Source organism: Paraburkholderia sp. Cy-641, assembly GCF_011752945.1.
In the GTDB taxonomy this organism is placed as follows: Bacteria; Pseudomonadota; Gammaproteobacteria; order Burkholderiales; family Burkholderiaceae; genus Paraburkholderia.
In genome coordinates, this window is sequence record NZ_VWWM01000006.1 from 75377 (window position 1) to 91560 (window position 16184).

General features: G+C 66.1%; 10 protein-coding genes. 5 read left to right on the forward strand and 5 right to left on the reverse strand.

The window, feature by feature from the left end:
* The first annotated feature begins 463 nt into the window (after positions 1-463).
* The gene (locus F3J20_RS05050; protein ID WP_240162702.1) at positions 464-1399 is read left to right on the forward strand and encodes an AraC family transcriptional regulator; all 936 of its coding nucleotides are present in this window, start codon (positions 464-466) and stop codon (positions 1397-1399) included.
* A gap of 184 nt (positions 1400-1583) precedes the next feature.
* On the opposite strand, the gene antC is transcribed toward F3J20_RS05050, so the two are convergent.
* From antC to antA, 3 genes are read right to left on the reverse strand one after another with little or no spacing between them, the layout of a single operon-like run.
* Complete coding sequence (gene antC, locus F3J20_RS05055) at positions 1584-2612, reverse strand: anthranilate 1,2-dioxygenase electron transfer component AntC (protein ID WP_167282279.1); 1029 nt, start codon at positions 2610-2612, stop codon at positions 1584-1586.
* Positions 2613-2626: 14 nt separating this feature from the next.
* Complete coding sequence (gene antB, locus F3J20_RS05060; RefSeq protein ID WP_167042270.1) at positions 2627-3115, reverse strand: anthranilate 1,2-dioxygenase small subunit; 489 nt, start codon at positions 3113-3115, stop codon at positions 2627-2629.
* Entirely contained in the window at positions 3112-4512 is a 1401-nt protein-coding gene (gene antA, locus F3J20_RS05065; protein WP_167282281.1) for an anthranilate 1,2-dioxygenase large subunit, read from the reverse strand. The genes antB and antA overlap by 4 nt, the downstream gene beginning before the upstream one ends.
* 453 nt (positions 4513-4965) lie before the next feature.
* On the opposite strand from antA, the gene F3J20_RS05070 reads away from it, so the two are divergent.
* Both F3J20_RS05070 and F3J20_RS05075 read left to right on the forward strand, forming a co-directional pair.
* Entirely contained in the window at positions 4966-6504 is a 1539-nt protein-coding gene (locus F3J20_RS05070; RefSeq protein ID WP_167042273.1) for a sensor domain-containing diguanylate cyclase, read from the forward strand.
* 145 nt (positions 6505-6649) lie between these two features.
* On the forward strand, positions 6650-7957 hold the full coding sequence (locus F3J20_RS05075; RefSeq protein WP_167042275.1) for a solute carrier family 23 protein: 1308 nt from the start codon (positions 6650-6652) through the stop codon (positions 7955-7957).
* Positions 7958-8102: 145 nt separating this feature from the next.
* Here the strand turns inward: F3J20_RS05075 and F3J20_RS05080 are convergent, their stop codons facing one another.
* Complete coding sequence (locus F3J20_RS05080) at positions 8103-9758, reverse strand: Na+/H+ antiporter (protein WP_167042277.1); 1656 nt, start codon at positions 9756-9758, stop codon at positions 8103-8105.
* A 440-nt stretch (positions 9759-10198) separates the two neighbouring features.
* Here F3J20_RS05080 and F3J20_RS05085 point away from each other — a divergent pair, with 440 nt between their 5' ends.
* Both F3J20_RS05085 and F3J20_RS05090 read left to right on the forward strand, forming a co-directional pair.
* Positions 10199-11473: an EAL domain-containing protein gene (locus tag F3J20_RS05085; RefSeq protein ID WP_167042279.1), complete on the forward strand. Its 1275-nt coding sequence runs from the start codon at positions 10199-10201 to the stop codon at positions 11471-11473.
* A 47-nt stretch (positions 11474-11520) separates the two neighbouring features.
* Positions 11521-12222: a copper homeostasis protein CutC gene (locus tag F3J20_RS05090; RefSeq protein WP_167282283.1), complete on the forward strand. Its 702-nt coding sequence runs from the start codon at positions 11521-11523 to the stop codon at positions 12220-12222.
* A 159-nt stretch (positions 12223-12381) separates the two neighbouring features.
* Here the strand turns inward: F3J20_RS05090 and F3J20_RS05095 are convergent, their stop codons facing one another.
* Positions 12382-15969 (reverse strand): indolepyruvate ferredoxin oxidoreductase family protein, encoded by a 3588-nt coding sequence (locus F3J20_RS05095; RefSeq protein WP_167042283.1) that lies wholly within the window; start codon positions 15967-15969, stop codon positions 12382-12384.
* Positions 15970-16184: the final 215 nt, after the last annotated feature.

Below are 16184 nucleotides of genomic sequence, written 5' to 3' on the forward strand. Positions count from 1 at the left end.
CGTGAGCGCTGACCGGCGAGGGCATCCCATTTACCGGTTATCGGATCGGATGCCGCCGGACTTGATAGAGATCGGAATTTTTTGCGCACGCTTGCCCGCGATGGCTGAAGGAGGTGGAAAATTGTGCGGCCTTGCTTCTATTTAGGCGCATGATGAAAACCCGACCTTTCGATCTGATTGCAGCGGGGCGGGCGTTGAAGTCGAGGAGCGCGGGGGGCTTCGTCCGGTTCCATCGCCGTGCAGCGTTTGTTTGTGTTCGTTTACGCCGATCGGCCGAGGTTGAGGTAGTCTTGCTGAAACCCTTCGTTCCCCGGTTTCGCGCGCTTGTGGTTGCCTCCCGACGAACGAACCCGTCGCTGCGCGAATGCCGGCTAGTTCGTTTCCACCCATGCGATCAATACCGGATTCCGTCAGTCGAGATATTCGCGCCGCGCTAAGCGACCTGGACGGCGCGCGCGAATGGATGGCTTCGATCTGCGGTCCGCACGGTCTGCAGGTCAGCCGGCCGGAGCGGCTGCGGTTTCACCAGTCGGGCACCGTGTTGCGGTCGATGGCGACGACGCTCGGCTTTGTCGAGTACGGCACCGACGTCACGGTCGCGGTGCGCGAGAACAGTCCGCTGAACTGCTATAGCGTGAGCCTGCCGATGGTCGGGCAGCAGGAACTGGCCGCGCACGGCAAGACATGGCTGTCGGATCAGGACTGCGGGTTGATCGTCAGTCCGCAGGAGTCGCAGGACCTGGCCATCACCGGCAATTGCCGCAAGCTGCATGTCGCGATTCCGCGCGCCGCGCTTCAGCAGGTGCTGCAGACGATGCTGCAACGTCCGCTCGACGCGCCGCTCGTGTTCCAGCCCGACATGGACGCGGCGGCCGGCGAGCAGGGCACGTGGTGGCGCATGGTCAAGTTTCTCGCCGGCGAGATGGAACGCGCGGGGGCGCTCGGGCAGCTCTATATGTCGAGCGAATTCGAACTGACGCTGCTCAAGGGGCTGCTGCTGTCGCAGCCGCACAACTACTCGGCGCAACTCGCCAATGCGTCGGCCGTGACGCCGCCGCATTACCTGATCAAGGCGCGCCAGTTCATTCACGACAACGCGCGCGAGCCGATCACGCTCGAAGAGATCGAGCGCGCCTCGGGGGTGTCGCGCTTCAAGCTGTTCGACGGATTCCGGCAGTATTTCGGCTGTGCGCCGATTGCCTATCTGAAGCGCTACCGGCTCGAATCGGTGCGGCGCGATATTCTCGAAGACCGTTCGGTGCGCAATATTTCATCGGTTGCGCTGAGCTGGGGGATGTCGCATCTCGGCCGCTTTTCGACCGAGTACAAGGCGATGTTCGGCGAGTCGCCGTCCGATACGCTCAAGCGCGCGGCGCGCGTGCCAGTGAAGCGGGGCTGATTCGCCGGCCGCGAGTTCGCCTGACACTCGCGCATTCGCCGTCAGCGTTTTGCCAAATGGAATCGTCCCGTCCGATCGCCTTGCGACGACGGAACGGGACGCAAAAGAAACACACACTCAAACACAACTGCAAACAGAACCGCAGCGGGAGCGCGACGGAAGAAGCCGCGTCACATCACGCGCTTTACCGCGCGTTGCTTTCGCCAAACTTCTCGTAGTACAGCCGGTAGTCCTGAATGCCTTGCTCGGCGAGCCAGGTCTTGATCGCTTCGACCATTGGCGGCGGCCCGCATACGTACATGTCGAAGCCATTTGCTTCGAGGAACGAACGGTCGAAATGTTCGGGGATCAGCCCCGTCTTGCCCGACCATTCCGGCACGGCATTCATCACGACCGTTTCGACCGCGAAGCCCTCGATGCTCGCCTTGTAGCCGTCGATGCGCCCAGTTTCGCACAGGTCGGCCGCATTGGTGACGCCGTAGTACAGATGCACCGGATGCGCGCAATTGCGCTTCGCAGAAATGTCGTCGAGCATGCCGAGGAACGCGGAGAGTCCCGTGCCGCCCGCGACCATCACGAGCGGACGCTCGATCTGACGCAGATAGAACGCGCCGAGCGGCGCCTCGAATTCGACCGTGTCGCCGACCTTGCAGCGCTCGCGCAGGTAGTTGCTCATCACGCCGTCGGGCAGCAGGCGAATCAGAAACTGCAAATCGTTGCGCGTATTCGGATGATTCGCGAACGAGTACGAACGCCAGTCCTCGGTGCCGGGCACCTTCACGCGCGCGTATTGCCCCGGCAGAAAATCGAGCTGACGGGCATGCGCGCTCGCATCGAGACGCAGAACCGCGGTCGTCGCCGACACGAGTTCGACGCCGACTACGCGCGCCGACACGGTGCTCGTGCCCGCGCCTTCGCACAGCGTCGAGTCGAAGTCGAAATAGAACGACGCATCCGACTTTACGCGCGTCTGGCACGAGAGGATCTTGCGCTCGGCGAGGTCGGCCTCGCTGAGCGTTTCCTCGTCGACGTAATCGAGCGTGTAGTCGCCCGATTCGCAGCGGCCCTGGCAGGTGCCGCACACGCCTTCGCGGCAATCGAGCGGAATGTTCACGCCGTGGCGCAGTGCCGCATCGAGCAGCAGCTCGTTCGGGCTCACGTCGAAGAACGCGGTTTTGCCATCGGCAAAGCTCAATGCGACTTTATGTTTCATCGTCGTGCTCCCGCTTACAGATGGTAGAAGTCCAGCACCGCGTTGATGTGGTCGTTCAGCAGCAGCACGTGCTTGCGCGTGATCTTCCAGCTATCGCCCGACGGCCGCAGGTCGTACACCGCGCGGCCGTAGAAGTAGTCGGTCGAGCCGTGGCGCGTGTAGAGCGTCGACCAGTTCACGTTGGCCTCGACGCCCGCATCCGCGCGCTCGCTCAGACGCACGTTGCTGATCTGATGCATGGTGCGCGGCAGCGGCGTCGACGCGGCCGACTTGCCGGTGCGCAGACGGAACACGCGGTCTTCGAGACCGGAGCGGTCCGAGTAGTAAATCAGCGACATGCCCTGCTTCGGGTCGGTCGTGTAGACGTGTTCCGAATCCCACTGCGGTACGTGAAACACACTCTGCGGATCGAATAGTTCGAGGTAGTCGTCCCATTGCTGCCGGTCGCACAGATCGGCTTTCAGATACAGAAACTGCTCGATGGCGTGCTGGAGCTGGCTCATGCCTGTTCTCCCTGCGATGCGATGGATTGGTCGAGGCCCTTGAGGATCGTGTCGCGCCATGTGCCGTGCTGGTTCACGTAGAGCCCTTCGTGGGTCAGTTCGGTGCCGGTCAGGTTCGGGGCGATGCCGAGCAGCGTCGTGTTCGCGGTCGCGCTGCTGGCCCACTTGTGATGGCCGCGCGAGATGTCGCTCCAGCGTTCGAGCCGTGCCTGGAAGCCGCGCTGCTGCTCGCGGAATTCGACGAGGTCGTCGGGCGTGCCCATGCCGGACACGTTGAAAAAGTCTTCGAACTGGCGGATGCGGTTCTCGCGATCCTTCGCCGACTCGCCCTTCACGCCGATGCACTGGCTGATGATCTCGGTCTTGTTCCAGGCGAGCGGCCGCACGATGCGCAGCTGCGAGCTGATCTGGTCCATGAAGAAGAGGCTCGGGTAGACGTTCAGGTTGCGCAGCCGGTGCATCATCCATTCGGCTTTGCCTTCGCCGTAGGCTTCGACGAGGCGCGGCATCACGCTCGCGTAGCCGGGACGCACTTCGGGGTTCGGCATGTCGCTGAACAGCACGCTATGGCCGTTTTTGAACGCGAACCAGCCGTCGTCGGTTTCGTGGTCGCCGGCGCCGAGCTTGCTGTAGTCGAGCGTGCCGCTCGCGCTTTCGCCGCTGCCGCCGTTCTTCGCATTCGATTCGATGCGATGCTGCACGGTCGCCACGTAGTTGTAGTGCACGGTGCTCACGTGATAGCCGTCGAGACCGTTTTCGTTCTGCAGCTTCCAGTTGCCGTCGAACGTGTAGGTCGACTTGCCGGGCAGCACTTCGAGCTCGCCGGTCGGCGACTGCGCGACCATCATGTCGAAGAAGAGGCGCGCGTCGCCGAGATAGTCTTCGAGCGTGTCGGTGCCGTCGACGTCGAGGCTCACGAACACGAAGCCCTTGTAGCTCGCGATACGCGCTTTCTTGAGGCCGCGCGCCGACTTGTCGAAGTCGTCGCAGTACTCGCCGGGTGCCTTCACCTTCACGAGGCGGCCGTCGTTCTTGTAGCACCAGGCGTGGAAGGGGCACGTGAAGGTCGACTGGTTGCCCTTCGTCATGCGCGTGAGCGTGGCGCCGCGGTGCTGGCACGCGTTGATCATCGCGTTGAGGTTGCCGGCGCCGTCGCGCGAAATGATGAGCGGCTGGCGGCCCGCGCGCATCGTCAGGAAGTCGTTCCTGTTGGGAATTTCGCTTTCGTGGCACGCGTAGATCCAGGCCTTCTCGAAGATGTACTCCATCTCGAGCGAGAACAGCTCGGGCTCGGTGAACATTTCGCGGGCAATCCGGTAGACGCCTTCCGCCGGGCGGAAGTCCAGACAGCCGCTAACGAATTCGCGCCATTGGCTGGCGCTGCGCTTTTCGCTCATGAGGTCTCTCTCCTTGTGTCCAATCGTTTGAACGTGACAGGCTCGATTGAATACCCAAGTGGCGAGGCGAACTATCCGGCCAATTTGCATTCGCTATCCGGATAATTCGACGGCGGCCGGACAGGCGCGCGGGCGGCCCGGAAGGCGCTCAGTCAGGCGGCTGGAAGGTGGCGGGGCGAGCGCCGGAAAACGGCCCGAAAACGGCCCGACGGTCGCCCGAAGCCCCCGACGGCGGGCCGCCGCGGCCTTGCACGGCCTTTGCGTGGCTTGGCGCGCTTGCCGCCCACGGCCGGCCCCGGCGCCAGTTCGCAAAATCATGCGTCTTCGCGTCATGGCGGGCGCTCGCGTCTGCTACCCTACCGGTTCAGGGGACGCGTACTCCGGAGATTCGCGCGGGACGCGGCCAATACCGTTCACGCGCGTGGTCGAGCGCAGGTTTAAAACGAACAGCAAATGGTGACGCGCCGACCGAACGCCGTGATTGCGATCAGCATCGTGCTAGCGGGTGCGATTCTCGCGATCGCCGTCTGGTTGCTCGCGCAGATGCGCGACGACGCCTTGCGGCGCGCGCAGGATTCGGTCGACAACGTCTCGCTGCTGGTCGAGCGCGACGTGTCGCGCAATCTCGAGATCTACGACCTGTCGCTGCGCGCGGTGATCGACGGACTCGAACAGCCGGGCGTGCTCGAACTGCCGCCGACGATTCGCCAGATGGTGCTGTTCGACGGCTCGATCAGCGCGAAGGACATGGGCTCGGTGTTCGTGCTCGACGCCCGCGGCAACGTGCGCTTCGATTCGCGTACGACCGAGCCGCAGCCGGGCAATTTCGCCGACCGCGATTACTTCAAGGTGCATCGCGATAAGCCGGATGCCGGCCTCTTCATCAGCCATCCGTTCGGCCCCGAAGGTAGCGTCAGCGATAAAGACCTGCGCATCGCGCTGAGCCGGCGCATCACGCAGCCGGACGGCAGCTTCGGCGGTGTGGTGGTCGGCACCATGCGCCTCACGTATTTTCACCGCCTGTTCGATGGCATGAAGCTCGGGCCGAGCGGCTCGATGGCGCTGATGCTCAACGACGGCACGATGCTGATGCGCCGTCCTTACGATCTGAAAACGATCGGCATCAACCTGACCGGCACCGCGAACTATTCCCGTTTCGTCCAGCAGCCGAGCGGCGACTTCTTCGGCACGGCGGCGATCGACGGCGTCGAGCGCTGGTACGCGTTCCGCCATATCGACATCTATCCGCTGATTCTCGACGTTGCGCTGTCGACCAACGACATCTATGTCCAATGGCGGCGGCGCGCGTGGATCATCGGCACGCTGATCGCCGGGCTCGACGTAACGATCATCGCGCTCGCGATCCTGTTCGCGTACCAGTTGCGCCTGCGTCGCGCGGCCGAGGAAGAGCTGCGCGAACTCGCGCGCACCGACGGCTTGACCGGGCTGAACAACCGCCGCGCGTTCGAGGAACACGTGGGCGAGGAATGGCGCCGCGCGCAGCGCAACGGCTGGCCGCTCTCGCTACTGCTGATCGACGTCGACAACTTCAAGGACTTCAACGACCTGTACGGCCATTCGGCCGGCGACGAAGCGTTGATCGGCGTGGCGCGCTGCATCGCGCAAAACGTGCGGCGCCCCGGCGACACGGCCGCGCGCTACGGCGGCGAAGAGTTCGCCGTGCTGCTGCCGGACACCGACTCGGCCGGCGCGCGGTGCATCGGCGAGCAGATTCGCGCGGCGGTGCAGGCACTGCAATGCCGCCACGTGGCGAGCGTGCACCACGTCCTGACGGTGAGCGTCGGCGCGGCCACCGCGTACGGCACGGCGCTCGCGACGCGCCGCGCGCTCGTCGACGCCGCCGACGAGGCGCTCTACCGCGCGAAGGATGCGGGCCGCAACCGCGTGATGATGGACCGCGCGTCGGCCGACACGGCGGCGGCGAACGGCGCCGCAGCGACGCCGGCCACGGACGGGCGCGGCGTAAGCTGAGGCGCGCGCCGACGGCGCTTGCCAGTCCTGATTGCGCTCCGTAAACTCGCGCGTGACTTTGCTGGACCCCGCCCGCGCGCGCGAGATGCCGCCGTGCGGCGCACACCCCACCCACACCGAGCCGACCAAGAGGAGAACCCCCGCGATGGCCGAATCCTATTTCCCCCGCTGGCGCCGCCAGCCTGCCGCCGCCGAGGGCGGCATCGTCGGCATCGACGAACGGCTCGCATGGCCGCAGATGTTCGCGATGGGCATCCAGCACGTCGTCGCGATGTTCGGCTCGACCGTGCTCGCGCCGCTCCTGATGGGCTTCGATCCGAACCTGTGCATCTTCATGTCGGGGATCGGCACGCTGCTGTTCTTCGTGCTGGTCGGCGGCCGCGTGCCGAGCTATCTCGGTTCGAGCTTCGCGTTCATCGGCCTCGTGATCGCGGTGACCGGCTACGGCGGCCACGGCGCGAATCAGAACATCCCGGTGGCGCTGGGCGGCATCATCGCGTGCGGCGTCGCGTATGCGGTGGTCGGGCTGATCGTCTCGGCGGTCGGCACGCGCTGGATCGAAACGCTGATGCCGCCGGTCGTGACCGGCGCGATCGTCTGCGTGATCGGCCTGAACCTCGCGCCGATCGCCGTGCACGGCGTGAGCGGCAGCAACTTCGATTCGTGGATGGCGCTCGTGACCGTGCTGTGCGTCGGCGCGGTCGCGGTGTTCACGCGCGGCATGCTGCAGCGTCTCCTGATCCTGATCGGCCTGCTGCTCGCCTACGCGATCTACGCGATCGTCACCAACGGTCTCGGCATGGGCAAGCCGATCGACTTCGCGATCGTCGCGAACGCCGCGTGGTTCGGCATGCCGCACTTCATGTCGCCGGTGTTCGACCCGCACGCGATGACGCTGCTCACGCCGATCGCGGTGATCCTCGTCGCCGAAAATCTCGGCCACATCAAGGCGGTCAGCGCGATGACGGGGCAGAACCTCGACCGCTACGTCGGCCGCGCGTTTCTCGGCGACGGGCTCGCGACGATCGTGTCCGGTTTCGCGGGCGGCACCGGCATGACGACCTACGCCGAGAACATCGGCGTGATGGCGGTGACGAAAATCTACTCGACGCTGGTGTTCGTGATCGCCGCGCTGATCGCGCTCGTGCTCGGCTTCTCGCCGAAATTCGGCGCGGTGATCCAGACGATTCCGGGGCCGGTGCTGGGCGGCGTGTCGATCGTCGTGTTCGGGCTGATCGCGGTGACGGGCGCGCGCATCTGGGTCGTCAACAAGGTGGACTTCTCCGATAACCGCAACCTGATCGTCGCGGCCGTCACGCTCGTGCTCGGCGCCGGCGACTTCTCGCTGAAGCTCGGCGGCTTCGGGCTTGGCGGCATCGGCACCGCGACGTTCGGCGCGATCATCCTGTATGCGCTTCTGAGAAGGAAGCCGATGCAAGGGCCGGTGGCCTGAGCTTCTTCTGGGTGGTGCCGGCGGCGCTGGCTGCCGCTCGCCGTCGGTGACGGCCCGCGCCGCTCAGCGCGCACAGCCGGCCTTGCCGATATCGGAGCCGGCGAGCGGCCCGACGGCCGCCGCCGTCACCCAGGCGCCCGAGCCGCTACCTCTTGCGCGCCGTCAGCGCCGTCTCCAACAGATCCACCTCGCGCATCAGCTTGTTCAGCGTCTCGTCGTTGATCTGCTGGCTGCTGCGCAATTCGAGCAATTCCTTGCGTTCGGCGCGCATCGCCGAGAGCTTCATGTGGAATTCGAGCGCGTCGGCGCGCCGCGCGAGTTCGCGCGGTTCCTGTTCGCAGTCGAGCGTCGCGAGGCGGCGCTGGTACAGGTCCATCACGCGCGCGGTCACGTCGGTCGCATACGCCTGCGCCGATTCTTCGAGGTCCGCGCACTCGGTATCGTGAATATCGTCGATGGCGCGAATCGCGGCTTGGGCGGCGAGCGTGCGCGCGAGCGCTTCCTCGGCCGCGTGCGGGTCCTTGCCGCGCCGCCAGCCGCGCAGCAGCAGCGGCAACGCGGCCACCGCCACCAGCAGCGACAGCAGGATCACGCCCGAGGCGATGAAGATCGCCAGATCGCGCCCCGGCAACGGCGTGCCGTTCGGCAGCAGCTCCGGTAGTGACAGCACGCCCGCCAGCGTCACCGCGCCGCGCACGCCGGCCACCGTCGTGACCGACACCATGCGCAGCCCCGGCACCGCGTTCGCGACGCCTTGCTTGGCCGCGCCGCGGCTTGCGAACCAGCGCAGCAGCCATACCCACACGAAGCGCATCGCATAGAGCGCGAACGCCACCGCGACGATGTAGCCGATCAGCAGCGCGACCTGCGCGTCGTCGGTCTCGTGCGCGTCGAGCAGCGCGCGCCCGAGGATGTGCGGAAACTGCAGCCCGAGCATGATGAACACCATGCCGTTGAAGACGAACTCGATCATCGTCCATGTGCTCGTGGTCCGCACGCGCGAGGTCGCCTGCCACGTATTCGCGATGCTTGCGTAGTTCATCATCATGCCGGCCGCCACCGCCGCGAGGATGCCCGACAGATCGAAGCGCTCGGCGGTCAGGTAGGCGGCGAACGGAATCAGCAGCGTCATCACGATGCCGGGGGCGGGGTCGCCCTCTTCGACGAGAGAGAGGAAGCGCGCCGACACGAAGCTGAATATCGCGCTCACCGCCGCGCCGACCGCGAGGCCGCCCAGCGCGATGATGACGAAGCTGACCGAGGCGTCGCGCAGCGAAAACGCGCCGGTCAGCGCCGCCGCGATCGCGAACTTCAGCGCGACGAGGCCGGATGCGTCGTTCATCAGCGCCTCGCCTTCGAGGATGTGCATCAGCTGTCCCGGAATCTTGCCCTTGCCGGCGATGCCCGAGAGCGCGACCGCGTCGGTCGGCGACAGCACCGCGGCGAGCGCGAACGCGACCGGCAGCGAGATTTCCGGCACGAGCGCGTGCACGAAATAGCCGACCACGAGCACCGTCATGAAGACGAGGCCGAGCGCGAGCATCAGGATCGCGCGGCGCGCCATGAAGAATTCGCGCTTCGGGATGCGCCAGCCATCCGCGAACAGCAGCGGCGGAATGAACAGCAGCATGAAGATTTCCGGATCGAACCTGACGTGCAGGTCGAGGCGAGGCCACGCGAGCAGCGCGCCGATTGCGATCTGCACGAGCGGCAACGGCAGGTTGAACGGCAGCGCGTGCGTCAGCACGCCGGAAGCGGCAACGGCGAGCAACAGGATCAGGACGGTGAAGACAATTTCCATCGGGTGTTCCGGGCAGATGAACGAGGGCGTTTCAGGTGGCGGTGGCACGGCAGGGGCGACAGGTGTGGCAGGTGTGGCAGGTGTGGCAGGTGTGGCAGGTGTGGCAGGTGCGCCGCCGCGCGTTACGTGCGGCCACCGTTCGCACCACAAGGGCTGCAAGCAGGAGCCGCAAGCACAGGCCACAAGCAAGGCCACAAGCAAGGCCACGCAAGGCGCAGGGTCGAGTGTAGCCCGCCGGCGCGCGAGGCAGCCCCTAAATGCGCATCGAGTCGTGCACCGCAACGGTGCGCGCCGCGCCCATGCGCGGCGCACGGGCCGTGTCGGCGGTGCGTCCGGTCAGCCGGATGACAGCGCTTTGTGGGCCAGCGTGCGCATGGAGCTTGCTTAACCGCTGCCGATGACGCACATTTTTAGAACCGGCTCCGGCGCGAGAGGACGGCATGACGATTGAGCAACAGGACAGGGCGGCGAGCATGCCGCACGGCTTCGAGGTCGAGGTGGCCTCGGGCCTGCAACGCTATTCGGTGCAGCATGGCGAGCTGACGCTGACGAGCGTCTTCCAGCCGATTTTCAGCCTGTCGCACATGCGCGCGGTCGGCTACGAGGGCTTGCTGCGCGCGCATGACGCGCTCGATCGCGCCGTCTCGCCGCTCGACGTATTCGGCGCCGCCGCGCGGGTCGGCGAGGCGCTGCAGGTCGACCGGCTCGCGCAGACGCTGCATCTGGAAAACTTCAAGGTGCTCGGCGCCGAGCGCGAATGGCTGTTCCTCAACGCGCATCCCGGCGTGCTGACCGATCCGTATCTCGCCGCGGCGCTGCTCGCGAGCCTGCAACGGCTCGATCTGTCGCCGCGGCGCATCGTGCTCGAAGTGCTCGAACAGAGCGCGGACGACCTTGAACGGCTCGCGGATGCGGTGCGCCAGTTTCGCGAGCGCGGTTTCCTGATCGCGCTCGACGACTTCGGCGCCGGCCATTCGAACATCGAGCGGATCTGGCAGTTGAATCCCGACATCGTGAAGCTCGACCGCGTCATGCTCTCGCACGCCGCGCATCGCCCCGACATGGCGACGATCCTGCCGGGCCTCGTGGCGCTCTTGCACGAAGCGGGCAAGCTCGTGCTGATCGAGGGCGTCGAGACCGAGCACGAAGCGCAGATGGCGCTCGCCTGCAACGCCGACTTCGTGCAGGGCTTTTTCTTCGGCCGGCCGAATCCGGGCGTGGCCGACGCCGCGCAGGCGGCGGCGTGCATCGGCGAAGTCACCGAGCGTTATCGCGAGCAGGCCGAAGCGCGCGAGCGGCGCGGCGCGAGCCGTCTCGCGCCGTATCTGCGCGCGTTCGAGCGTGCCGCCGAGCGGCTGGCCGCCGGCGAACCGCTCGACGAAGTGTGCTGGAATTTCCTCGCGCTCGATCACGCCGCGCGCTGTTTCCTGCTCGACGCGAAGGGCCGGCAGGCGGGCCGCAACGTCGTGCTGCGCGCCGACCGCGCGGCGCACGAAACGCGCTTTCTGCCGCTCGCCGACGCGCAGGGCGCGAACTGGCTGCGCCGGCCGTATTTCAGCGCCGCGATCAATGCGCCGGAGCGCGTGCACGTGACGCGGCCGTATCTGTCGATCAACGAGGCGTTGCCGTGCGTGACGCTGTCGGTGGCGACGCGAGTCGGCGAGCAGATCTGCGTGCTGTGCGGCGATATCGACTGGGTGGACGAAGAGCGCTGAGCGCGCTTCTGCGATGATGTCGCTTTCAACGACACCAGGTTGCGCTCATGCCCGTGCTGCTCGAAGTGATTGCCACGACCGTCGCCGATGCGCGCGTTGCCGCGCGGGCCGGCGCCGACCGTCTCGAACTCGTGACCGCGATGGGCGAGGGTGGCCTCACGCCGAGCGTCGGGCTGATCGAGGCGGTGGTCGACGCGGTCGCGATTCCCGTCAACGTGATCGTGCGGCCGCATAGCCGCTCGTTTGTCTACGACGCCGACGACTACGCGGTGATGCTGCGCGACATTCGTGCGGTGAAGGCGGCGGGCGCGAACGGCATCGTGATCGGCATGCTCGACGCCGCTGGCGCGATCGACCGCGAAGGTCTCGCGCGTGCCTGCGAAGCCGCCGATGGCCTCGACGTCACGTTTCACCGCGCATTCGACGAAGCGCGCGATCTGCGCGAGGCGCTCGACGTGCTGCTGTGTGTCGAGGCGGTGAAAAACGTGCTGACGTCGGGCGGAAAACCGTCGGTGTTGCAGGCGCAAGCCGTGATTCGCGAACTCGTGCGGCAAGCGGACGGCTCGCCGTGCACGGTGCTCGCCGGCGCCGGTTTGACGCTGGAGGCGGTGGCGGACTTCGTGAGCGAGACGCACGTCGAGGCTGTGCATTTCGGCTCGGGCGTGCGCGTGAATGGCCACGGGCTTGCGCCCGTCGAGGCCGCGAAAGTGGTGCAGGCGAGGGCGCTGCTCGATGCGGTGGCGCGCTGACGCGTGCAGAATCGCGAGCCAGAAACAAAGCCGCTTCGGCGCTGAACCGAAGCGGCTTTTCGTTGCGGCGCGGCCATGCTCGCGTGACCCAACGTGGCCCGGCTTGATGCAACGTGACCCAACGCAACCCAGCATGACAATCGGCCAGCGCGCCGCGACCTACTTCGCGACCACCACCGGAATCCCGCGCAACTGCCCGGCGCCTTTCATCTCTTCGAGTGACTTCTTCACGGCGGCACCCGTCGCCGCATCGATGCCGAGACGTGTCGCGAGTTCACGCTCCGCGCGCTTCATGCCCGCGAGATTCGCCAGCTTCACGTGACCATAACCGCGCACGCGCGCATGCAGATCGGCGAGTTTGGCGATGTCGTCGAGATGGCTGGCGTCGAGTTTCGCGAGCGCGCGCTGCAACGTGGTTTCGTAATCGCTCGCGAGTTCGCGCTCCATCTTGCGTTCGAGCGTGCGGCCGAACGGATCGAGCGGCGTGCCGCGCAGACCGCGCCACTTCGCGAGCATGCCGAGCACCGGCCACATCCATTGACCGAAGGTTTTCTTGCGCGGTGCGACGCCCGCTTGCGCACGCGTGAGTGTCGGCGGCGCGAGGTTGAAGCTGATGCTGAAGTCCTTGCCGGCCACGCCTTCGAATTGCGCTTCGAGTGCTTCGCGGAACGCGGCATCGGTATGCAAGCGCGCGACTTCGTATTCGTCCTTCACCGCCAGCAGCCGGTAGAACGTGGTCGCGACCGCGCGCGTCACGCGTTCGCTCGCGGTGTCGACCGCACTTTCGGCGCGGCGTGCCGCATCGACGAGCGCGCGATAGCGCTTCACATACGCCGCGCCGCCGTAGGCGAGCAAGCGGCTTTCGCGATGCGCGATCAGCTCGTCGAGCGTATCGACGCGCACGCCCGGCTTAGGCGCATGACGTGCCTGCCAGAGCGATTCGAGCCCGGCCGGATCGGCGGCGGCCATGCGGCCGATCGAAAATGCAAGCTGGTTCATCTGCACGGCGACGTTGTTCAGTTCGATCGCGCGCATCATCGCCGCGAACGACACCGGCACGAGACCGAGCTGCCATGCAAAACCGAGCATCAGGATATTCGCGCCGATCGTGTCGCCGAGAAAACGCGTCGCGAGCGCCTGCGCGTCGCAGGTCGACATGCGCTCTTCACCGGCCGCGTGACGCATCTTGTCGATCAGCGCATCGGCATGCAGCGTCGCGTCCGGGTTCTGCACGAAGCTCGCGTTCGGAATCGCATGCGTGTTGACGACGATGCGCGTGCGGCCATGCCGCACCGTCTGCAAGGCATCGGCGCTCGCGCCGACCACCATGTCGCAGGCGAGCAGCACGTCGGCCTGCTGCGTGTCGATGCGCACCTGGTTCAGCCATTCGTCGCGCGCGGCGAAGCGCACGAACGACAGCACCGAGCCGCCCTTCTGTGCGAAACCCATGAAGTCGAGCACCGACGCGCTCTTGCCTTCGAGATGCGCGGCCATGCTGATCAGCGCGCCGACCGTCACGACGCCGGTGCCGCCCACGCCCGTGACGAGGATGTCGTACGGCGCGGCATCGAGCTGCGTCGCGGGCAGCGCCAGCGCGTCGACACTCGCGGCGAGTGCTTGCGGATCGAACGCGACGCCGGCCGCTTTTTTCAGCTTGCCGCCCGCGACCGTGACGAAGCTCGGGCAGAAGCCGTTCACGCACGAATAGTCCTTGTTGCACGACGATTGATCGATGCGGCGCTTGCGTCCCAACGCGGTTTCGACTGGCTCGACCGACAGGCAATTCGACTGCACGCCACAATCGCCGCAGCCTTCGCAGACTTCCTCGTTGATGAAGAGCCGCTGGTCCGGATCGGGGAATTCGCCTTTCTTGCGGCGCCGGCGTTTTTCGGCCGCGCAGGTCTGGTCGTAGATCAGCACGGTCACGCCGTCGGTGTCGCGCAATTCGCGCTGCACGGCGTCCATTTCGCTGCGATGGTGGAACGTCGTGCCCTTCGGAAACTGGCCGTGATGGCCATCGTATTTCTCGGGCTCGTCGCTGACCACGACGAAGCGCGACACGCCTTCGGCTTCCACCTGGCGCGCGATCTGCGGCACCGAGATGCTGCCGTCGACGGGCTGGCCGCCCGTCATCGCGACCGCGTCGTTATAGAGAATCTTGTAGGTGATCGTCGCTTTCGCGGCGACCGCCTGGCGGATCGCGAGAATGCCGGAGTGGAAGTAGGTGCCGTCGCCGAGATTCTGGAACACGTGGCGCGTTTTCGTGAACATCGAATGCGAGGCCCAGTCGACGCCTTCGCCGCCCATCTGGATGAGGCCGGTCGTGTCGCGCTCCATCCACGAGGCCATGAAGTGGCAGCCGATGCCGGCCTGCGCGATCGAGCCGTCCGGTACTTTCGTCGAGGTGTTGTGCGGGCAGCCGGAGCAGAAGTACGGCGTGCGCTTCACGCTGTCGGCGGCATTCGAGAGGATTTGCGGCGCGACCAGATCGACTACGCGCTCGCGGCGATCGAGCGCGGGCTTGTGCTTCGCGAGCCAGTTCGCGAACACGGGCAGGATGCGCGACGGCCGCAGTTCGCCGAGCGACGACAGCAGCAACGTGCCGTCCTCGGCATGCTTGCCGATCACGACCGGTCGCGTGCCTTGCGTGCGGTTGTACAGATAGTCCTTGATCTGCTGCTCGATCACGGGGCCTTTCTCTTCGATCACGAGCACTTCGGCGAGGCCCGAGACGAACGCGTCGATGCGCGTCATTTCGAGCGGAAACGACAGCCCGACCTTGTAGATGCGCACGCCGGCCGCGTCGAGATCGGCGACGGTCAGGTCGAGCCGGCGCAGCGCTTCCATCAGGTCCAGATGCGCCTTGCCGCAGGTGACGATGCCGACGTTCGCCTGCGGGCTCGGCGCGATCCATTTGTCGATGCTGTTCGTGCGCGCGAAGTGGCGCACCGCGTCGAGCTTCGCATGCAGACGCGCTTCGATCGTGAGGCTCGGCAGATCGGGCCAGCGGTTGTGCAGGCCGCCCGCCGGTGCAGCGAAATCTTCGGGGACGGTCCAGTCGGTCTGCAGCGCGTCGAGATCGACGGTCGAGCCCGATTCGACTGTCTCCGAGATTGCCTTGTAGCCGACCCACGCACCCGAGAAGCGCGACAGCGCCCAACCGTACAGGCCGAATTCGAGCATATCCGCGATGTTCGACGGATTCACGACCGGCATGTGCCACGCGATCATCGCGAAGTCGCTCTGATGTGGCATCGACGACGACACGCAGCCGTGATCGTCGCCCGCCACCACCAGCACGCCGCCGTGCGGCGACGAGCCGTACGCGTTGCCGTGCTTGAGCGCGTCGCCGGCGCGATCGACGCCGGGGCCCTTGCCGTACCACATCGCGAACACGCCTTCGACGGTGCGCTCCGGGTCTGCTTCGACGCGCTGCGTGCCGAGCACGGCGGTGCCGCCGAGTTCCTCGTTGATCGCGGGCAGGAAGCGGATGTCGCTCGCGGCGAGCAGCGTGCTCGCTTTCCACAGTTGCTGATCGACCATGCCGAGCGGCGAGCCGCGATAGCCGCTGATGAAGCCGGCGGTATTCAGGCCGCGCGCCTGATCGAGCGCGCGCTGCATCAAGGCGAGGCGCACGAGCGCCTGCGTGCCGGTCAGAAAGATCCGGCCGCGCGTCGCGGTGAGGTTGTCGGATAGCCGGTAATCGGCGAGAGCAGGCGTGCCGTCGATGGGCAGGCGGGCAGTCATGGGCGAGTCTCCATTTGTCGATCGGAGTTGGCGCTTTAGCGCCTACTCCGATCCCACGCAAGGCGGTCGACCGGAGTTGGCGCTTTAGCGCTTACGCCGGTCCCATGCAACTTCGTTGCTTTCGGTTCCGCGCGCCGTGGTGGGGACCACGCAGACGACGCAGCGGAAGAGACTCTATTTTTCAGCCGCCCTCGGAGTGATTTCTTTCTTCTTTA